Here is a 20,309-nt window from a genome sequence, read left to right as displayed (position 1 = left end):
CCACAGTAGATCTTTGCGATCTTCCTTAACGGTAAATACCGTCCTTGCCATGCCCGGCCATCGCCCGATTACTGCGCACGCTGATCATCAACTTGATATCGATCCACTCCACGCCCTGGGCCTTGAGCTTGGGCAATTCTCGCTCCAGCACCGCCAGCGTCTGTGGGTAAGGATGCCCGATCATGACTGCCGAACCCTGCTTGTGCGCCAGTTTGATCGCGGTCTGCAGTTGCGTGGTAATCGCCGCCTCGGTGCGTTCGTCATCGAGAAATACATCCCGCGACACATGGGCCAAACCGATCTTCTGTGCCTCGGCGGCGGCGACGGTTTGCGCACTGGTGCGGCTGTCGACGAAGAACGTGTGGCGCCGTTGCAACTCACCCATCAGCCAGGCCATCGCTACCGGTTGTGCAGTCATGCGGCTGCCCATGTGGTTGTTGATACCGGCGGTGTAGGGCACGGCTTCAAATGCCGCGTCCAGGCGCTTGCCCAGTTCTTCGATGGACAGCTCCGGGTGCCAGGCGAATGGGCCGGTGGCCGGGTCCATAGGCATGTGCAGGATCACGATCTTGCCAGCCTTGTGGGCCTCACGGGCGAATTCGGCGGCGTGGGGCGTGTCCGGCATGATGGCGGCGGTCACCGGGCCGGGTAGCGCAAGCACGCGACGATCCCGAGGCAGGTTTTGCCCCAGGTCGTCGATGATAAGCGTCAGGTAGGCTTTGTGCGGTTCGCCGGCAGGGGCCGCTTGAGCGACCCCTGCCAGGCTGCACAGCACAGCGAAGATCAGGGCAAAGCGCATGATCAACGGCTGCGGGTGATGCTCAAGCCCTTGAGCAGGCTGAGTGCCTGGGCCAGTTGGTAGTCATCGTCCTGGGGCATCGGCTTGGCCTTGGCGCGGCTGCCGGTTGGCTGGTCGGCGCCGCCGTTGCCATTGCCCAGGTGACCTTGCAGATCGGCCTCTTTGTAGTATTCGCCATCGATCTCGTTGGTGATCTTGGCGCGGCGTACTTCGATGTCCGGCACGATGCCCTGGGCCTGGATCGAGCGGCCGTTGGGCGTGTAGTACAGCGCCGTGGTGATCTTCAGTGCACGGTCGTTGTTCAGCGGCAATACGGTCTGCACCGAGCCTTTGCCGAAGCTGGTGGTGCCCATCAGCACGCCGCGCTTGAGGTCTTGCAGGGCGCCGGCGACGATTTCCGAGGCCGAGGCGCTGCCGCCGTTGATCAGCACCGCCAACGGCACGTTTTCGCTCAAGTCGTTGCCGGTGGCCGAGAAGCGCAGTTCGGAGTTGGCAATCCGGCCTTTGGTATAAACGATCAGGCCCTTGGTGACAAAGTGGTCGACCACTTCAATCGCCGACTGCAACACGCCGCCTGGGTTGTTACGCAGGTCAAGCACGATGCCGTTGAGCTTCTTGCCGTTGTCTTTGCGCAGCTTGGCCAGGGCCTTGGCCACTTCGTCGCCGGTCTTGACCTGGAACTGGGTGATACGGATGTAACCGTAGCCCGACTCCAGCAACTGGCTCTTCACGCTCTTGACCGTGATGGTCGCACGGGCCAGGGTCACGTCAAACGGGTTGCCGCCGTCGCGTACCAGGGTGAGGGTGATCTTCTGGCCGAGCTTGCCGCGCATCTTGTCGACGGCTTCGGTCATGGTCTGGCCACGGGTCGGCTGGCCATTGATCTTCACGATCAGGTCGCCGGCCTGGATGCCGGCCTTGGACGCTGGGGTGTCGTCGATGGGCGAGACCACTTTGATCTGGCCGTCTTCGGAGCCCACTTCGATGCCCAGGCCGCCGAACTCACCACTGGTGCTTTCCTGCAGCTCGGCGAAATCTTCCGGGCCCAGGTAGGCGGAGTGCGGGTCGAGGTTGCTGAGCATGCCCTTGATGGCATTTTCCAGCAGGGCCTTGTCGTCTACGGGTTCGACATACGCTGCCTTGATCCGGTCCATGACCTCGGCAAAGGTGCGCAGCTCGTCCAGCGGCAATGGCGCCTTGGTCGTCGCAGCCATGGCAGGTGCAGCCGGTGCGGCCTGGTCGGCAAAAGCCAGAGGCGCGCCGATCACCAGAGCGATCGTCAGGGCCAGCGAAGTGAGGCGGGACAAATGCAGCATGTCGAACGAACTCCTAATGTAGATGCGACCCTATCCTTGGGACCGGCACCATTGTGCAGGGTCGCTCGGGCGGCCCTGCTGACGAATAGCAAAGTACAGCGCCGGGGTGTCCTGGCCACCACTGTTACCGACAGTGGAGATGGATTCACCGGCTTTTACAACATCACCTGCCGACTTGAGTAGTGTCTGATTGTGGCCGTAAAGGCTCAAATAGCCATTACCGTGGTCAAGAATCACCAGCAAGCCGGCGCCCCGCAACCAATCGGCGAACACCACGCGCCCACCATGCACGGCGTGGACCTGGCTGCCGGCAGAGGCGCTGATCATCACGCCGTCCCACTTGGCACGGGTGTCATCGCCACGGGTTTCCCCAAAGCGTGCCAGTAATCGACCATCAACCGGCCATGGAAGTTTGCCCCGAGCTGAAGCAAAAGGGCCACCGAAGGACTCGCCACTGCTGGAAACCAGCGGGCCAGGGGCTGCACGCGCCCGTTTGCGCGGGGCCGGAGCGTCGCTGGTGGCAGCCAGTTCGGCCTCACGCTGACGCTTTTTTTCGGCTTCCTGCTGGGCGATCAGCGCTTTTTGCCGCGCTTCTTCGGCCTCGCGTGCCTGGCGGGCCAGGGTTTCTTCGATAGTCTTGAGGACTTTGGCCAGGTCGGCCTGGTCCTGCTCGCGGGCCTGGAGCTTGGCGTCGCGGGCTTTTACGTCGCTGTTGAGCTTGGCCAGGGCCTGCTGGCGTTCCTTGCGCACCTTGTCCAACTGATCACGCTGGGTGTCGAGGGCGGTTTTCTGGTCGAGCAGTTGCGATTGCTGGTCGGCAATCTCTTGCTCGACATTGGCCAATTGGCGCAGGGTTTCGTTAAACCCCTTCAATTGCGCCAGGCGTGCCTGGCTCAGGTAGTCGTAATAGGTGAGGGTACGGGCGAATTTTTCCGGGTTCTGCTGGTTGAGCAGCAGCTTGAGGTACTCCTGGCGGCCGCTCTGGTACGCGGCACGGGCCTGGATCGCGATCAGGCGTTGCTGTTCAACGCGTGCGCTCTGGAGTTTTTTTTTCTCAGCGTCGAGTCGCTCCAGTTCCGACTCGCTCTTCTTTAGTTCTTTTTGCAGCTCCTGGACCTGCTTCTCCAGCTTGCCCATTTCGGTTTCCGTGCCGCGCAGGTCTTTCTGCACCCCGGATTTTTCTTCCTGGAGCTTGCCGAGCAGTTTTTTCAGCTCGGTAATGTCCTGACGCGTAGCGTCCAACTGTTGTTGGGTTTGTGCGCGCTCATCGGCAAATGCCGGTTGGAGCAGGCAGACAAGAGCAAGGGTGATCAAGGCGCGAAGCATAGAGGCGGGCGACACCAGGGGAAAAGGACGGCCTAGTATGCCCGCCAAGCGCTGCAAAAAAAACGCCCAATTGGGGCGGTAGGGCAAGATAGCCGCCGAGTGGCGATGGTATGGCAAAAAGACATCTATCAAACACCACAAAACCAATGTGGGAGCGGGCTTGCCCGCGATTGCGGTGGGTCAGCGACATAGATGTCGACTGATTAGCCGCTATCGCGGGCAAGCCCGCTCCCACACTGTTTTGTGGCGTACTTTGGATCAGACCAGTATCGAGGTCCCGGTCATCTCCTTCGGTTGCTCCAGCCCCATCAGTTTCAGCATGGTCGGCGCCACATCCGCCAGCACGCCACCTTCACGCACTTTCAGGTCACGTTTGCCGACATAGATGAACGGTACCGGCTCGGTGGTGTGGGCTGTGTGAGCCTGACCAGTGGATTCGTCGGACATCTGTTCGCAGTTGCCATGGTCGGCGGTGATCAGCGCTTCGCCGCCGACTTTTTCCAGCGCGTCGACGATGCGGCCAACACATTTATCCAGGCATTCCACGGCCTTGACCGCCGCTTCCAGGTTGCCGCTGTGGCCAACCATGTCGCCGTTGGCGTAGTTGACGACGATCACGTCATAACGCTGGTGATCAATGGCGTCGACGATCTTGTCGGTCACTTCCGGTGCGCTCATTTCCGGCTGCAAGTCGTAGGTAGCGACTTTTGGCGACGGGATCAGGATGCGCTCTTCGCCGGGGAACGGCTCTTCGCGGCCACCGGAGAAGAAGAACGTCACGTGGGCGTATTTCTCGGTTTCGGCGATGCGCAGCTGGGTCTTGCCGTTTTTAGCCAGGTAGTCGCCCAGCACGTTCTCCAGGCTGCCCGGGGCGAATGCCGACGGGGCCGGGATGTTGGCGGCGTATTGAGTGAGCATGACGAACTCGACCTTCGGCTGGCGCGCGCGTTCGAAGTCCTTGAAGCCTTCATCGACGAACACATGGCTCAGTTCACGGGCGCGGTCGGCGCGGAAGTTCATGAACACCACGGCGTCGCCGTCTTCGACCTTCACCGGTTCGCCGATGGTGGTGGCTTTGACGAATTCATCGCTTTCACCTCGGGCGTAGGCCGCTTCCAGGCCTTCCTGGGCGGTGGCTGCGTTGAATTCGGCCTGGCCGTCGACGATCAGGTTGTACGCCTGGGCGACACGGTCCCAGCGGTTGTCGCGGTCCATGGCGAAGTAACGGCCCACCAGGCTGGCGATACGGCCCTTGCCCAGAGCGGCGAAGGTGGTATCCAGCAGTTCGATGGAGGATTGCGCGCTTTTAGGCGGCGTGTCGCGGCCGTCGAGGAAGGCGTGCAGATAGATTTTGTCAGCGCCGCGCTTGAACGCCAGTTCGGCCATGGCGACCAAGTGATCCTGATGGCTGTGTACGCCGCCGTCCGACAACAGGCCCATGAAGTGCACGGCCTTGCCCGCGGCAACGGCTTTATCGACCGCGGCGCAGATGGTCGGGTTCTCGAAGAACTCGCCATCGCGGATCGCCTTGGTGACACGAGTGAAGTCCTGGTACACCACTCGTCCGGCACCGAGGTTCATGTGGCCGACTTCCGAGTTGCCCATCTGGCCGTCCGGCAGGCCCACGTCCATGCCGGAACCTGAGATCAGGCCGTTGGGCACGGTGGCGGTCAGGCGGTCCAGTACCGGCTTGTTGGCCGAGTACACCGCGTTGTCGTGGTGGCTTTCACTGTGTCCGAAGCCATCGAGAATTATCAGGACCAAAGGTTTAGGCGTGGTAGTCATAGATCCTCTCGCGGCGCTAATAAAGGAAGACAATTGAAAAGGGAGTGGCAGTTTAAAGCGAAGTTCCAACCACGTCACCGCTTTACGGGGGTTGGCCCCCCCTGGCGGCTGTGTATACTTACCGCCATTTTAACGCCCTGGAACCTCCTTGATGGTTGATCACCTGATTGCATTTGCCACTGCCCACTATCTGCTTGTGGGCGCCTTCGTCATCCTGCTGGCGCTGCTGATCGCTCACGAACTGAGCCGCGGTGGTCGCAGCCTGAGCACGTCGGAGCTGACCGCGCTGGTCAACAAGGATGAGGCCGTCGTCGTCGATATTCGCCCGGCCAAGGATTATGCCGCCGGCCATATCGTTGGCGCCCTGAACATTCCCCAGGACAAGCTGATTGCGCGTCTGGGCGAACTGGAAAAGCACAAGGCCAAGACCATCATCCTGGTCGATGCCCAGGGCCAGCACTCCGGCACCCACGCCCGTGAGATGCTCAAGTCCGGCTTCACCGCCGCCAAGCTGTCGGGTGGTATCAGCAGCTGGCGTGGCGATAACCTGCCGTTGGTGAAGTGATATGAGCCAGGTTGTCGTGTATTCCAGCGATTATTGCCCTTATTGCATGCGGGCCAAGGCCTTGCTTGAGAAAAAGGGTGTTGCCTTTGAAGAGATCAAGGTCGATGGCAAGCCCCAGGTGCGCGCCGAAATGGCCCAGAAGGCTGGCCGCACGTCGGTCCCGCAGATCTGGATCGGCACCCGGCATATCGGTGGTTGCGACGACCTGTTCGCTCTGGAGCGCGCCGGTAAACTTGATGCGCTGCTGTCCGCCTGACGCCTAAACCCTCAAGAACCCAAGATAAAGAAGGATCTGCGATGACTGATCAACAGAACACCGAAGCAGCAGAAGCTCAAGGCCCACAGTTCTCGCTGCAGCGGATCTACGTGCGCGACCTGTCGTTCGAAGCGCCAAAAAGCCCGGCCATCTTCCGTCAGGAGTGGACCCCAAGCGTTGCGCTGGACCTGAACACCCGTCAGAAATCCCTGGAAGGTGACTTCCACGAAGTCGTGCTGACCCTGTCGGTCACCGTCAAGAATGGTGAAGAAGTCGCTTTCATCGCTGAAGTGCAACAGGCCGGTATCTTCCTGATCCAGGGCCTGGACGAGGCGTCCATGAGCCACACCCTGGGCGCGTTCTGCCCGAACATCCTGTTCCCGTATGCCCGTGAGACCCTGGACAGCCTGGTCACCCGTGGTTCGTTCCCGGCCCTGATGCTGGCCCCGGTGAACTTCGATGCCCTGTACGCCCAAGAGCTGCAGCGCATGCAACAGGAAGGCGCGCCAACCGTTCAGTAATTTGCTGAGCGATGCCGTTCTAAAATGTGGGAGCGGGCTTGTGTGGGAGCTGGCTTGCCTGCGATAGCATCACTGCGGTGTGACTGACACACCGAGGTGCCTGCATCGCGGGCAAGCCCGGCTCCCACACAAGCCCGCTCCCACATTTGTTATGCGGTGTTATTTAAAGCCCAGTTGGCGCCAGCCTTCATAGACGGCAACGGCTACGGTGTTCGACAGGTTCAGGCTGCGGCAGCCTTCACGCATCGGCAAGCGCAGGCGATGGCCATCGGGCAATGCGTCAAGCACCTCGGCCGGCAGGCCTCGGCTCTCCGGGCCGAACAGGAACGCGTCGCCCTCGGCAAAGCTGGCATCATGAAACGGCCGCGAGCCCTTGGTGGTGAACGCGAACAGCCGAGGGTGGCCCAGGCTCTCCAGGCAACTGGCCAGGTCGGCATGGCGCTTGAGGGTGGCGTACTCGTGGTAGTCCAGCCCGGCACGGCGCAGGCGCTTGTCGTCCATGTCAAAGCCTAAAGGCTCGATCAAATGCAGGTGGCAGCCACTGTTGGCGCACAGCCTGATAACGTTGCCGGTATTCGGCGGAATTTCTGGTTGAAAAAGGATGACGTGAAACATGCACGGCTCCGAAGGCAAAGATGCGCTGCATTCTACCCCCGAAGACGACCCGAGACCGAAGCTATTGCCGAGGGTGTTGGGCTCATTGGCGATTGTCGGCTTGATGATTGGCTTGATGATCGGTCGCTTGACCACCCCCGAGCCGCTTGAGCTGCAACAGGTAGAACCTGCGGCGGATGGTTTGGTGGTGTGGTTCAACGACGAACCCAAGCTGCACGGCGAGCATATCGACGGCACCGTGGCGTTGCTGTTTGACGCCCAGGGCAAGGCTGCCAGCGGGCAGCTCAAGGTCAATGACAAGGACGTGAATTGGCGCATACGCAAGACCGACGCTGGCCTGCTGCTGAACCTGGTGGCGGCTCGGCCGTTGCGTGGGGAGTGGAGCGGTGCAGAGGTCGATGGCCGCTGGCGGCTGGAGATCCATCTCCAAGAGCAATAAAAGAGGGAGTTCCCGGCCTGCCTGTACCAGGGCTCCCAAAACGGGGTGAAGCCTAAGGCTTCGGTGTTAAAGAGGGGATTCTCGGCCTGCCTGTACCAAGGTCCCCGAAACTGGGTGGTACTGGGGTTATTGCAGGGGGCGTGCCAAAACTTGCAATTGCTGCTTGAAAAAACAGCCAAAAAGCGCAAAGCCCCGGAATACGGGGCTTTGTTTGTTTCTGCTGCCAAGAAATTTGTAGCGAAAGCGATAGGCGAGTTTTCTGGTCTGTGCTCAATGCCGGTTCATCGTGCATTGAAGCGGTGCACAGTCTGCAGGCATTGCACAAAACCAATGTGGGAGCTGGCTTGCCTGCGATGACGGCGTGTCAGCCCTATACTGGGTGACTGACACACCGTCATCGCGGGCAAGCCCGGCTCCCACACGGGGCCTTCAGCGGTCTTGGGGTTCAGGCTTCATCACCCTCGTCATCATCCCCACCATCCACCTTCATCCCCAATTCCTTGATCTTGCGCGTCAGGGTATTGCGCCCCCAACCCAGCAGCACGGCGGCATCACGGCGGCGGCCGGCGGTGTGTTTGAGCGCGGTCTCGATCATGATCCGCTCGAACGCTGGCACGGCGCTGTCCAGCAGGTTCGACTGGCCGCGTGCCAAGGCCTGGTCGGCCCATTGGCGCAGCGCCTGTTCCCAGTTGGTCACGGGAGCCGAGTCCTGCGGCAGGCTCAGCAGCTCCGGCGGCAGGTCGCTGATGTGCACTTCGCGCCCGGAGGCCATTACGGTGATCCAGCGGCAGGTGTTCTCCAGCTGGCGCACGTTGCCGGGCCACGGCAGATTCTTGAGGTATTCCTCGGTCTCGCTTTTGAGCAGCTTGGGCTCCACCGCCAGCTCCAGGGCGGCGCGGCTGAGGAAATGGCGGGCGAGGGTAGGGATATCTTCGCGGCGGTCCGACATGCGCGGAATGTGGATGCGGATCACGTTGAGGCGGTGGAACAAGTCCTCACGGAATTTACCCGCATGCACCAGTGTTTCCAGGTTCTGGTGGGTGGCCGCGATGATGCGCACATCCACCTTCACCGGCGTATGCCCGCCCACACGATAGAACTCGCCGTCAGCCAGTACCCGCAGCAAGCGAGTCTGAGTATCGGCCGGCATGTCGCCGATTTCATCGAGGAACAGTGTGCCGCCGTCCGCCTGTTCAAAGCGTCCGCGACGCAGGTTGGCTGCCCCGGTGAACGCGCCTTTTTCATGGCCGAACAGCTCGGACTCCATCAAATCCTTGGGAATCGCCGCCATATTCAGTGCGATAAACGGCGAGGCCGCCCGAGGGCTGTGGCGGTGCAGGGCGTGGGCCACCAGTTCTTTACCGGTCCCCGATTCGCCGTTGATCAACACGGTGATGTTGGAATGGCTCAAGCGCCCGATGGCGCGAAACACTTCCTGCATCGCCGGCGCTTCCCCGATGATTTCCGGAGTACGGGTCAGGGTCGGCGGCGCTTCCTGGTTCTGTTGTTCCTGGGCGTGCTGGTTGGCGCGTTTGACCAGCGCTACCGCCTCATCCACGTCAAATGGCTTGGGCAGGTATTCAAAGGCACCGCCCTGATAGGACGCGACAGCGCTGTCCAGGTCCGAGTGGGCGGTCATGATGATCACCGGCAAGCGCGGGTGCTGCTCGCGAATGCGCGCCAGCAAGTCCAGGCCACTGGCCCCAGGCATGCGGATATCGGAAATGATCACGTCCGGTTGCTGACGTGCCAGGCGGCTCATCACCCCATCGGCGCTGTCGAAGCTCTGGGTGGTCATGCCTTCTTGTTGCAAGGCTTTTTCGAGGACCCAGCGGATAGAACGGTCGTCGTCGACGATCCAGACAGTTTCACTACGGCTCATGTCGTGGGGGCTCCTTGTTCCAATGGCAGGAAGATCGAGAACGTGGTGTGGCCAGGGTGGCTCTCACATTCGATCAGGCCCTGGTGCTGGCTGATGATGTTCTGGGTGATGGCCAGGCCCAGCCCGGTACCGTCCGGGCGGCCGCTGACCATGGGAAAGAAGATGGTTTCCTGCAGCTCCGCAGGAATGCCGGGGCCGTTGTCGATGATCTCGACCTTGGTCACCAGGCGGTGGCGCACATGGCCGATGGTGAACTGGCGCAGGGCGCGGGTGCGCAGGCTGATGCGGCCCAGGCGCAGCTCATTCTGGCTGCTGATGGCCTGCATGGCGTTGCGTACGATGTTGAGCACGGCCTGGATCATCTGTTCGCGGTCGATCAACACGTCGGGAATGCTAGGGTCGTAGTCGCGCACCAAGGTGATGCAACCTTGGCTTTCGGCCTCGACCAGTTGGCAGACCCGCTCCAGCACCTCATGCACATTGGTCATCGCCAGGGACGGCAGCTTGTTGGAGCCGAGCATGCGATCCACCAGGTTACGCAGGCGGTCGGCTTCTTCGATGATGACGTTGGTGTAGTCCTTGAGGTGCTCGTCCGGCAGCTCGCGGGACAACAACTGTGCCGCGCCGCGAATGCCGCCCAGCGGGTTCTTGATTTCATGGGCGAGGCCGCGCACCAGCATCTTGCTGGTTTCTTGCTTGGACAGCTGTGCTTCCTCCTTGGTGATACGCAGCAGGCGGTCGCGGGGGTGGACTTCGAGCAGCAGCAGGGTCGCGCCATTGCTAAGGATTGGGGTCACGGCGTAGTCGACGGTCAACGTTTGTCCGGTGAGCGCGGTGAGCATCGCTTCGCGCTTGGTGAACGGGTGTGCCTGCTCCACGGCCTGGCGCAACGAGCTCAAGGCTTCGGCCGACTCGGTGAACAATTCGCTGATGAACTGCCCATGGCTGCGCTGGCCGCTGATCGCCAGGAGCATCTCCGCCGCCGGGTTCATGTACTCAAGGCGCAGGTCGGCATTGAGCAGGATGGTCGCGGTGGTCAGGTTGTCGAGTAACAAACGGTGCAGTGCATCGCTGATGGTCATCGGGACCTCTTTTGGAGCAAGGCGCGGGCTTGAGGCACACGCTGATACAAGGAAAATGCAAAAACCAAACCAAGGCTCCGAAAAGAAGCGCTAATGCCCTGAAATAAGGGGTTCAGGCGCGAAACTGTGGCGTTCTGCCAGCCTCAACGGGAAGTTTCGAACCAAAATGGGCTGGGCAATTGAGAAGGGTGCAGGCTATCGCACCAATATAGTGCGGTTTTGTGAAGGTTGTTCAGCCACTGAAGATTGAAGGCAAATCGCAGTCAGTGTGGGAGCTGGCTTGCCTGCGATAGCTGTGGTGCATTCAACACGGTTATCGCAGGCAAGCCAGCTCCCACATTTTTAATTGGATTTGCAGTCCTTTTAACCTTTATAGATGCAAAGCTCGGCGGTGGCGCGGATCATCGCCAGCTGGCGCAGCGGATCATTCAGCGGTTCGTGCACGGCCTCGGCCAGCCATTGGGGGCATTTGGGGTCTGTGCGCAGGGGCGTGAAGTCAGCCAGCTGCTGCAGCAGCCTTTTTTGCAGCGCGTCCAATTGCGGGCGAATCTGCTGGACCAGGTCCGGGCGCGGGTCGTCGGGCGCTTTGCCCTGGAACTGCCAGTCGGACAGGTGGGTATATTGCACCAGTTTGTTGGCTTCGATCTGGGCGGCGAAGAACTGCTCGGCAGCGGCCGGGTCCAGCTTGTAGCTCGGCGCCTGGGCAGTGACGCTGGCGATCACCTCTTGTTCGCGCTTCTTGTCCTCCACGGGCTTGTGGCTGTCCCACTTGCTCAGTGCTACCTGGTCGGCAATCTCAAGGCGTTCGGCGATGCTGTTGAGCAGGGGTTCGAGCGTAGGCGGCGCAGCGCTCGCACTGGCACTGATGAACAGCAGGGCAAATACAAGTCGATATCTCAAAGGTGATCTCCTGTGGGAGCGGGCTTGCCCGCGATGGCGGTGTGTCAGTGATACAGCAGGTGGCCGGCAGTGCGCTATCGCAGGCAAGCCAGCTCCCACACTTTGATTGGGTTTGCAGAGTTGGCGTAGCGTAACGCCCAGGCAAAAAAAAAGACCTCCCGAAAGAGGTCTTTTTCATCACGCTGCCTCAAGCAGCGCTACCGGATCAGCAGCTGTAGTACAGCTCGTATTCCAGTGGGTGTACGAAGGTGCGTACTTTGATTTCTTCTTCGCTTTTCAGGGCGATGTAAGCGTCGATGAAGTCGTCGCTGAAAACGCCGCCTTTGGTCAGGAACGCACGGCCCTTGTCCAGCTCTTCCAGGGCTTCTTTCAGGCTGCCGCACACTTGTGGGATCTCTTTGGCCTCTTCAGGCGGCAGGTCGTACAAGTTTTTGTCGGCGGCGTCGCCAGGGTGGATCTTGTTCTGGATACCGTCCAGGCCGGCCATCATCAGGGCGGCGAAGGCCAGGTAAGGGTTGGCAGCCGGGTCTGGGAAGCGCGCTTCGATACGACGGCCTTTAGGGCTGTTGACGTAAGGAATACGGATCGAGGCGGAGCGGTTGCGTGCCGAGTAGGCCAGCATCACCGGCGCTTCAAAACCTGGGACCAGACGCTTGTAGGAGTTGGTCGACGGGTTGGTGAAGCCGTTCAGGGCCTTGCCGTGCTTGATGATGCCGCCGATGAAGTACAGGGCGGTATCGGACAGGCCGGCATAGCCTTCGCCAGCGAAGGTGTTCTTGCCGTCTTTGGAAATCGATACGTGAACGTGCATGCCTGAGCCGTTATCGCCGTACAGCGGCTTAGGCATGAAGGTAGCGGTGCGGCCATAGGCATCGGCAACGTTGTGCACGCAGTATTTCAGAGTTTGAACTTCGTCAGCCTTCTTCACCAGCGTGTTGAATTTCACGCCGATTTCGTTCTGGCCGGCAGTCGCCACTTCGTGGTGGTGAACTTCAACGGTCTGGCCCATTTCTTCCAGTGCGTTGCACATGGAGGTACGGATTTCATGGTCGAAGTCGAACGGTGGTACTGGGAAGTAGCCGCCTTTCACGCCTGGACGGTGGCCTTTGTTGCCGCCTTCCACGTCCTGGTCGGACATCCACGAACCTTGCTCGGAGAAAATCTTGAACATGGAGCCGGAGATGTCGGATTTGAACTTCACCGAGTCGAAGATGAAGAACTCTGGCTCAGGGCCGAAGAATGCGGTGTCGCCGATACCGGTGGACTTCAGGTATTCCTCGGCACGGTGGGCGATGGCGCGTGGGTCGCGGTCATAGCCTTGCATGGTCGAAGGCTCGATGATGTCGCACACCAGGATCAGGGTTGGCTCTTCGGTGAACGGGTCGAGTACGGCGGTGCTGTCGTCTGGCAGCAGGATCATGTCGGAGGCTTCGATGCCTTTCCAGCCGGCGATGGAGGAACCGTCGAACATCTTGCCGACTTCGAAGAAGTCATCTTCCAGCGCATCGCGAGCCGGCATGGTCACGTGGTGCTGAGTGCCTTTTGTGTCCGTGAAGCGCAGATCAATCCATTTAACGTCATGATCTTTGATGAGTTGAACCGACTTCGACATGGTGTCCTCCGGGTGGCTTCGGGCTTGGGTAGTGGAGTTAGCCCTTAGAATTTGGGTGATGCCGGCGCGGATACTCCGCCAAGGCAACCTGCCTCACAAGAGAGCAAATTGCATGCCAGTGCGCCAACATGGCCGTTTTGCCTCAAAATAGCCCCTATAACGGTGCAATCGGCAAAAATGGCATAAATCGCGCACTGCAATGTAGCGTTTATTTGTGTAAATGACCCGTTTTGGTGCATTGCGTAGGCAATGCATATTAACTGGTTAAACCTTGAGCGATTTCCGCTATAATCCGCGCCCCCCTTTTTCAGCAGGCCCGGCGCGCGCTGTTTCCATGAAATTAATCGTTAAAGTCTTCCCCGAGATCACCATCAAAAGCCGACCGGTACGGACGCGTTTCATCCGTCAGTTGGCCAAGAACATCCGTGCCGTGCTCCGTGACCTGGACCCGGCTGTGGTGGTGAACGGCGTGTGGGACAACCTCGAGCTGGAAACCCGCATTACCGACGCCAAAGCCTTGAAGGACATGACCGAGCGCCTGAGCTGCATGCCGGGCATCGCGCATTTCCTGCAGGTGGATGAGTACCCGCTGGGCGACTTCGACGACATCACCGAAAAGTGCAAGCAGCACTACGGCAATGCGCTTGAAGGCAAGATTTTTTCGGTGCGTTGCAAGCGTGCCGGCAAGCACCCGTTCAGCTCCATGGATGTCGAGAAATACGTCGGCAGCAAGCTGCGTCGCGAGTGCGGTGCCGCTGGAATTTCCCTCAAAGCGCCGCAAATTGAAGTGCGCATGGAAATTCGCGACCAACGGTTGTTCGTGATCCACAGCCAGCACAACAGCATCGGCGGCTACCCGCTGGGTGCCTTGGAACAGACCCTGGTATTGATGTCCGGCGGTTTCGATTCCACGGTGGCGGCCTACCAGATCATGCGTCGCGGCCTGATGAGCCATTTCTGCTTCTTCAACCTGGGCGGGCGTGCACACGAATTGGGCGTGATGGAAGTCGCGCACTTTATCTGGAAGAAGTACGGCAGCTCCCAGCGCGTGCTATTTGTAAGCGTGCCGTTCGAGGAAGTGCTGGGCGAAATTCTCGGCAAAGTCGATAACAGTCATATGGGCGTAGTATTGAAGCGTATGATGTTGCGCGCTGCGTCCCGAATCGCCGATCAATTGCAGATCGACGCCCTGGTGACCGGCGAAGCGATTTCCCAGGTTTCCAGCCAGACGCTGCCGAACCTGTCGATCATTGATTGCGTGACCGAGAAGCTGGTGCTGCGCCCGCTGATCGCCAGCCACAAGCAGGACATCATCGACCTGGCCGAGCAAATCGGCACCGCCGACTTTGCCAAGCATATGCCTGAATACTGCGGGGTCATTTCGGTGAACCCCAAGACCCACGCCAAGCGTCACCGCGTGGAGCATGAAGAAAAAGAATTCGACATGGCGATTCTGGAGCGTGCGCTCGAGAACGCCAAGCTGGTGCCAATCGATCGAGTGATCGACGAATTGGGCCAGGATGTGCAGATCGAAGAAGTCAGCGAAGCCCTGGCCGGCCAGATCATCATCGACATCCGTCACCCGGATGCCGCCGACGACGAGCCGCTGGAGATTCCTGGCATCGACGTACAAACGCTGCCGTTCTATGCATTGAACGCGCGTTTCAAGGAACTGGATGACAGCCGTCAGTACCTGCTGTATTGCGACAAAGGCGTGATGAGTCGCCTGCATGCCCACCATTTGCTCAGTGAGGGGCATGCCAATGTGCGCGTTTATCGACCGAGCTAAGAGCCCGGGGCTGTTTGCCTGTGGCCTGCGTCACCGGCCCCCCGACTCTGCCGTCAAGCTGTAACGGCAAGGCCTGACTCTACTGTTAATCGCTGCCACGACCTGTCAGCACACCGAATCCTCTGATCGAGATACACAAGTGATCGAAAATCTACGTAACATCGCCATCATTGCTCACGTTGACCATGGTAAAACCACCCTGGTAGACAAACTCCTGCGTCAATCCGGCACCCTGGAGCGCAACGAGCTCAACGACGAGCGCGTGATGGACTCCAACGACCAGGAAAAAGAGCGCGGTATTACCATCCTGGCTAAAAACACCGCTATCAACTGGAACGGCTACCACATCAACATCGTGGATACCCCGGGCCACGCCGACTTCGGCGGCGAAGTAGAACGCGTAATGTCGATGGTTGACTCCGTTCTGCTGCTGGTTGACGCTCAAGACGGCCCTATGCCGCAAACCCGTTTCGTGACCAAGAAGGCTTTCGAAGCCGGCCTGCGTCCGATCGTGTGCATCAACAAGGTTGACCGTCCAGGCGCGCGTCCGGACTGGGTTCTGGACCAGATCTTCGACCTGTTCGACAACCTGGGTGCTACCGAAGAACAGCTGGACTTCCAAGTCATCTACGCCTCGGCCCTGAACGGTATTGCTGGTCTTGACCACACCGACATGGCTGAAGACATGACCCCGCTGTACCAGTCGATCGTCGACAACGTACCAGCACCGAAAGTCGACCGTGAAGGCCCGTTCCAGATGCAAATCTCGGCACTGGACTACAACAGCTTCCTGGGTGTTATCGGCGTTGGCCGTATCGCTCGTGGTAGCGTCAAGCCGAACACCCCGGTTGTTGCTATCGGCGCTGACGGCAAGAAGCGTAACGGTCGTATCCTGAAGCTGATGGGTCACCACGGCCTGCACCGCATCGACGTTGAAGAAGCTTTCGCTGGCGACATCGTATGCGTGAGCGGTATGGACTCGCTGTTCATCTCCGACACCCTGTGCCAGCCGGACAACGTTGAGGCGATGAAGCCTCTGACCGTTGACGAGCCAACCGTTTCCATGACCTTCCAGGTAAACGACTCGCCTTTCTGCGGTAAAGAAGGCAAGTTCGTGACCTCCCGTAACATCAAGGAGCGTCTGGACAAAGAGCTGCTGTACAACGTTGCTCTGCGCGTTGAAGAAGGCGACTCGGCTGACAAGTTCAAGGTCTCCGGCCGTGGTGAGCTGCACCTCTCGGTACTGATCGAAACCATGCGTCGCGAAGGCTTCGAAATGGGTGTTGGTCGTCCGGAAGTGATCATCCGTCAGGTTGACGGCGTGAAGCAGGAACCGTTCGAAAACGTCACCATTGACACCCCTGAAGAATCCCAGGGCAAGGTCATGGAAGAGATGGGCCTGCGTAAGGGCGACCTGACCAACATGGTGCCGGATGGCAAAGGCCGTGTGCGTCTGGAATACAACATCCCTGCTCGTGGTCTGATCGGTTTCCGTAACCAGTTCCTGACCCTGACCAACGGTGCTGGCATCCTGACCTCGATCTTCGATCGCTACGACACCATGAAGTCCGGCGACATGTCCGGCCGTCAGAACGGTGTTCTGGTATCGGTAGAAACCGGCAAGGCGCTGACCTACTCCCTGGAAACCCTCCAGGCGCGTGGCAAGCTGTTCGTTGAACACGGTCAAGAGATCTACAACGGCCAGATCGTTGGTCTGAACAGCCGTGACAACGACATGGGTGTCAACCCAACCAAAGGCAAGAAGCTCGACAACATGCGTGCTTCGGGCAAAGACGAAACCATCGCTCTGGTTCCACCTGTTCGCTTCACCCTGGAACAGGCCCTGGAATTCATCCAGGACGACGAGCTGTGCGAAGTCACGCCTAAGTCGATCCGCCTGCGTAAGAAGATCCTGGACGAAGGCGAGCGTACCCGCGCTGCCAAGAAAGCCAAGAACTGAGTTAACTCAGGCTGAATGAAAAACGCCCCCGGTCGAAAGGCCGGGGGCGTTTTTTTATGCCTGCAGGTTTTGTGGTGACTGTGCCGTTGTGATCGTTCCCACGCTCCGCGTGGGAACGCCGCGTGGGACGCTCCGCGTCCTGCTTTCAAGAGCGGACGCAGAGCGTCCACAGCTGCATTCCCACGCAGAGCGTGGGAACGATCAAAAACTTAGAACTTGTCGAGGGTCTTGAAGTTAGTCTCGCGCACCACTTCCTTGGGCTTATACGCGCAATACCCCGGCCGCGGCCCGATTTTCGGGTGGTTGCGGCACGTATCCGGGCGCTTGTCATAAATAGTGCAAAAGCGCGTCTTACGATCCAGGTACAGGCAGTCGTTGTTGCTCATGCGCTGCAGGGTAAAAATTTCGGACTTGTTGTTGTACCGCTCGACGATGCCTTCTTTCTGCAAACGCTTGGCGATGTTCTTCGGCGGATCGCCGCGCTCGAACTCATCGACGATGCCAATGCGGATCAGGTCCTTGATCTTCACCTCAACCGGCAGGGTGCAGCAGCTGGACACGCAGCCGCCGCACATGTGGGCGGAATATTTCTGCCAGGTCTCTAAACGGTCGAGTTCCGCGGCGGCGATCAGTTGAGGCTTCATCAGGGTTCCAGGGTGGGGCGGTATACGGGCGCGGGATCATACCGGGATTGGTGGTTTTTTGAACAATATTTTGCAGGTTTCAGCTCAAAGGTTTGGCCACTGCCTGATCGGGCACGACCCCTGCATCAAATTCAGTCCATGGCGAATGAGTTAAAAAACTGCCGAACCAGCACGTCTACCGTCTGTCAGACCGACTAGGCTCTAGCAACTCCTTCAATCTCGCCCGAGGTCGCACCGATGTCTCAGGAACCGCTTGCACGAGAAGCAGAGGTAGCCGCATTCCGCGATGCTGTCTTGACCAAACTCACCTACGCGGTGGGCAAGGACCCGGATCACGCCTTCGATCATGACTGGTTCGAAGCCATTGCCCTGGCCGCCCGCGACCAGATGGTCGACCACTGGATGGACCACACGCGGCGTATTTATCGCAAAGGCCAGAAGCGTGTTTATTACCTGTCCTTGGAATTTCTCATCGGCCGCTTGCTCTACGACAGCCTGAGCAACCTGGGTGTGCTGGAGATCGCTCGCGAAGCGCTGTCGGAGCTGGGCGTGGATCTGGAGCGCATCCGCCTGCTGGAGCCCGACGCGGCGCTCGGCAACGGTGGTCTGGGCCGTCTGGCGGCGTGCTTTATGGAAAGCATGTCGACGCTGGGCATTGCGGGCCACGGTTACGGCATTCGTTATGAACACGGCTTGTTCCGCCAGGCCATTGTCGACGGTTGGCAGCAGGAGCAGACCGAACGCTGGCTGGATTTCGGCAACCCTTGGGAATTCGAGCGCGCCGAGGTGATTTACCCGATCGGGTTTGGCGGGAGCGTTGAAACCATTGCGGACGCCTCCGGCAAGATGATCCAGGTGTGGTCGCCCAACGAAACCGTACGTGCCGTGGCCTATGACACGCCGGTCGTCGGCTGGCGCGGGGCCAGCGTCAACACCCTGCGCCTCTGGCGTGCACGGGCCGTAGAAGACCTGCACCTGGAGCGCTTTAATGCCGGTGACCATTTGGGCGCCGTCGCCGAAGTGGCCCGCGCCGAAAGCATCTCCCGAGTGCTTTACCCGGCCGACAGCACCGAAGCAGGGCAGGAACTGCGCCTGCGCCAGGAATATTTCTTCGTCTCCGCGTCCCTGCAGGATTTGCTGCGCCGCCACAAGAACATGCACGGTTCGGTATTGAGCCTGGGCGAGCACGCCGCCATCCAACTCAACGACACCCACCCGTCCATCGCCGTGGCCGAGTTGATGCGCCAGCTGGTCGATTTGCATGACATTCCCTGGGAAGCCGCGTGGGATGTCACCGTCGAGACCCTTTCGTATACCAACCACACCCTGCTGCCCGAAGCGCTGGAAACCTGGCCGGTAGGTTTGATGGAACGCATGCTGCCCCGGCATATGCAGATCATCTACCTGATCAACGCCCAGCATATCGACTCGCTGCGTGCCAAAGGCATCCACGACTTCGATGTTTTGCGCGCTGTGTCGCTGATCGAAGAAGACAACGGCCGCCGCGTGCGCATGGGCAACCTGGCGTTCCTGGGCTCCCATAGCGTCAACGGCGTGTCCGGTTTGCATACCCAGCTGATGCGCAGCACGGTGTTCTCCGAACTGCACAAGCTCTACCCCGAACGCATCAATAACAAAACCAACGGCATTACCTTCCGTCGCTGGCTGTATCAGGCCAACCCCAAGTTGACCGATATGCTGGTGGAAGCGCTGGGCCCGGATATTCTCGACCAGCCCGAGCAGCGTCTTATCGAGTTGGAACCCTTTGCCGAGAAACCGGCCTTTCGCAAAGCATTTGCTGAGCAGCGCCTGCACAGCAAGCGCGCCCTGGCGCAGATCATCCATGAGCGCCTGGGCATTGCGATCAACCCGGCGGCGATGTTCGACGTGCAGGTCAAGCGCATCCACGAATACAAGCGCCAACTGCTCAACCTGCTGCACACCGTGGCGCTGTACCAGGCGATCCGTGCCGAGCCGGGCATCGACTGGGTGCCTCGGGTCAAGATCTTTGCCGGCAAGGCGGCAGCCAGCTACCACCAGGCCAAGCTGATCATCAAGCTGACCAACGACATCGCCCGCACCGTCAACAACGACCCGACCGTGCGCGGCCTGCTCAAGGTGGTGTTCCTGCCCAACTACAACGTCAGCCTGGCGGAAAGCATCATTCCGGCAGCGGATTTGTCGGAGCAGATTTCCACCGCCGGTTTCGAAGCGTCCGGCACCAGCAACATGAAGTTCGGCCTCAACGGCGCGCTGACCATCGGCACCATGGACGGCGCCAACGTTGAGATGCACGAGCGTGTCGGCGCCGAGCACATGTTTATCTTTGGCCTCAGTGCCCAGCAGGTGGAGGCCCGCAAACACGCCGGCGAGTTCAACGCCGGGCCGGATATCGCTGCCTCCCATCGTTTGAATGATGTGCTGCAAGCGATCCGTGGCGGGGTGTTTTCGCCGGACGACCCGGGCCGCTATGTGGGCCTGATCGATGGGCTGATCGACTACGACCGGTTCCTGGTGTGTGCCGACTTTGACGCCTACTGGGACGCCCAGGCGCGGGTCGAGGCGCATTGGCACGACTCCAAGGCCTGGTGGCGCTCGGCCGTGCTCAACACAGCGCGCATGGGCTGGTTCAGCTCGGACCGCACCATCCGCGAATATGCCACCGAGATCTGGAAAGCCCTCGACTGACGGCCGCGGTTAAAAATGTGGGAGGGGGCTTGCCCCCGATAGCGGTTGATCAGTCACTCATGCATTGACTGAATGACCGCAATCGGGGGCAAGCCCCCTCCCACATCAAGCCTGGTCGTGAACTCTATTG

General features: G+C 59.8%; 17 protein-coding genes. 7 read left to right on the top strand and 10 right to left on the bottom strand.

Going from position 1 to position 20,309, the window contains the following annotated elements; translation table 11 throughout:
- Positions 1–25 precede the first annotated feature (25 nt).
- From AC4PS6_RS15980 to gpmI, 4 genes are all read right to left on the bottom strand, one after another.
- Positions 26–799, bottom strand: a complete 774-nt coding sequence (locus AC4PS6_RS15980) for a divergent polysaccharide deacetylase family protein (protein WP_336826743.1) — start codon at positions 797–799, stop codon at positions 26–28.
- Between the two features lie 2 nt (positions 800–801).
- The gene (locus AC4PS6_RS15975) at positions 802–2,115 is read right to left on the bottom strand and encodes a S41 family peptidase (protein ID WP_492180876.1); all 1,314 of its coding nucleotides are present in this window, start codon (positions 2,113–2,115) and stop codon (positions 802–804) included.
- Between the two features lie 30 nt (positions 2,116–2,145).
- On the bottom strand, positions 2,146–3,441 hold the full coding sequence (locus AC4PS6_RS15970; RefSeq protein ID WP_492180875.1) for a murein hydrolase activator EnvC family protein: 1,296 nt from the start codon (positions 3,439–3,441) through the stop codon (positions 2,146–2,148).
- A gap of 258 nt (positions 3,442–3,699) precedes the next feature.
- On the bottom strand, positions 3,700–5,226 hold the full coding sequence (gene gpmI / locus AC4PS6_RS15965) for a 2,3-bisphosphoglycerate-independent phosphoglycerate mutase (protein ID WP_054897547.1): 1,527 nt from the start codon (positions 5,224–5,226) through the stop codon (positions 3,700–3,702).
- Between the two features lie 151 nt (positions 5,227–5,377).
- Here gpmI and AC4PS6_RS15960 point away from each other — a divergent pair, with 151 nt between their 5' ends.
- Genes AC4PS6_RS15960 through secB form a run of 3 tightly spaced genes read left to right on the top strand, consistent with a single transcriptional unit; the run spans position 5,378 to position 6,568 of the window.
- A complete protein-coding gene (locus AC4PS6_RS15960) occupies positions 5,378–5,791 on the top strand; it encodes a rhodanese-like domain-containing protein (RefSeq protein ID WP_032901811.1) in 414 nt (137 codons plus the stop codon).
- 1 nt (position 5,792) lies between these two features.
- Entirely contained in the window at positions 5,793–6,047 is a 255-nt protein-coding gene (gene grxC, locus AC4PS6_RS15955; protein WP_032901812.1) for a glutaredoxin 3, read from the top strand.
- 41 nt (positions 6,048–6,088) lie between these two features.
- Positions 6,089–6,568 carry a protein-export chaperone SecB gene (secB, locus tag AC4PS6_RS15950; protein WP_032894017.1) on the top strand — a complete coding sequence of 160 codons (480 nt, stop codon included), beginning with the start codon at positions 6,089–6,091 and terminating at the stop codon, positions 6,566–6,568.
- Between the two features lie 159 nt (positions 6,569–6,727).
- Here secB and AC4PS6_RS15945 read toward each other — a convergent pair whose 3' ends face one another.
- A complete protein-coding gene (locus AC4PS6_RS15945) occupies positions 6,728–7,183 on the bottom strand; it encodes a tRNA (cytidine(34)-2'-O)-methyltransferase (protein WP_003171120.1) in 456 nt (151 codons plus the stop codon).
- Between AC4PS6_RS15945 and AC4PS6_RS15940 the strand changes: the two genes are divergently transcribed.
- Entirely contained in the window at positions 7,182–7,622 is a 441-nt protein-coding gene (locus AC4PS6_RS15940; RefSeq protein ID WP_019819992.1) for a hypothetical protein, read from the top strand. The genes AC4PS6_RS15945 and AC4PS6_RS15940 overlap by 2 nt on opposite strands.
- A gap of 445 nt (positions 7,623–8,067) precedes the next feature.
- Here the strand turns inward: AC4PS6_RS15940 and ntrC are convergent, their stop codons facing one another.
- From ntrC to glnA, 4 genes are all read right to left on the bottom strand, one after another.
- Positions 8,068–9,504, bottom strand: coding sequence for a nitrogen regulation protein NR(I) (gene ntrC / locus AC4PS6_RS15935; protein WP_003187806.1), 1,437 nt, complete (start codon positions 9,502–9,504; stop codon positions 8,068–8,070).
- The gene (gene glnL / locus AC4PS6_RS15930; protein ID WP_014716523.1) at positions 9,501–10,586 is read right to left on the bottom strand and encodes a nitrogen regulation protein NR(II); all 1,086 of its coding nucleotides are present in this window, start codon (positions 10,584–10,586) and stop codon (positions 9,501–9,503) included. The genes ntrC and glnL overlap by 4 nt, the downstream gene beginning before the upstream one ends.
- 363 nt (positions 10,587–10,949) lie before the next feature.
- Positions 10,950–11,486, bottom strand: a complete 537-nt coding sequence (locus AC4PS6_RS15925) for a chorismate mutase (RefSeq protein ID WP_014716524.1) — start codon at positions 11,484–11,486, stop codon at positions 10,950–10,952.
- 205 nt (positions 11,487–11,691) lie between these two features.
- Positions 11,692–13,098 carry a type I glutamate--ammonia ligase gene (gene glnA, locus AC4PS6_RS15920; RefSeq protein ID WP_003187811.1) on the bottom strand — a complete coding sequence of 469 codons (1,407 nt, stop codon included), beginning with the start codon at positions 13,096–13,098 and terminating at the stop codon, positions 11,692–11,694.
- A 334-nt stretch (positions 13,099–13,432) separates the two neighbouring features.
- Between glnA and thiI the strand changes: the two genes are divergently transcribed.
- Together thiI and typA are read left to right on the top strand one after the other, a co-directional pair.
- Positions 13,433–14,887 (top strand): tRNA uracil 4-sulfurtransferase ThiI, encoded by a 1,455-nt coding sequence (gene thiI, locus AC4PS6_RS15915; RefSeq protein WP_014716525.1) that lies wholly within the window; start codon positions 13,433–13,435, stop codon positions 14,885–14,887.
- A gap of 139 nt (positions 14,888–15,026) precedes the next feature.
- Positions 15,027–16,847, top strand: a complete 1,821-nt coding sequence (gene typA, locus AC4PS6_RS15910; RefSeq protein WP_014716526.1) for a translational GTPase TypA — start codon at positions 15,027–15,029, stop codon at positions 16,845–16,847.
- Between the two features lie 209 nt (positions 16,848–17,056).
- Here typA and AC4PS6_RS15905 read toward each other — a convergent pair whose 3' ends face one another.
- The gene (locus AC4PS6_RS15905; protein WP_003187815.1) at positions 17,057–17,491 is read right to left on the bottom strand and encodes a YkgJ family cysteine cluster protein; all 435 of its coding nucleotides are present in this window, start codon (positions 17,489–17,491) and stop codon (positions 17,057–17,059) included.
- A gap of 237 nt (positions 17,492–17,728) precedes the next feature.
- Between AC4PS6_RS15905 and AC4PS6_RS15900 the strand changes: the two genes are divergently transcribed.
- Positions 17,729–20,179, top strand: a complete 2,451-nt coding sequence (locus AC4PS6_RS15900; RefSeq protein ID WP_020302392.1) for a glycogen/starch/alpha-glucan phosphorylase — start codon at positions 17,729–17,731, stop codon at positions 20,177–20,179.
- Positions 20,180–20,309 lie beyond the last annotated feature (130 nt).

The sequence above is a fragment of the Pseudomonas sp. DW-iso17 genome (genome assembly GCF_058725345.1).
Note: the sequence above shows the minus strand (reverse complement) of the source record. Positions and strands in the feature narration are given on the sequence as shown.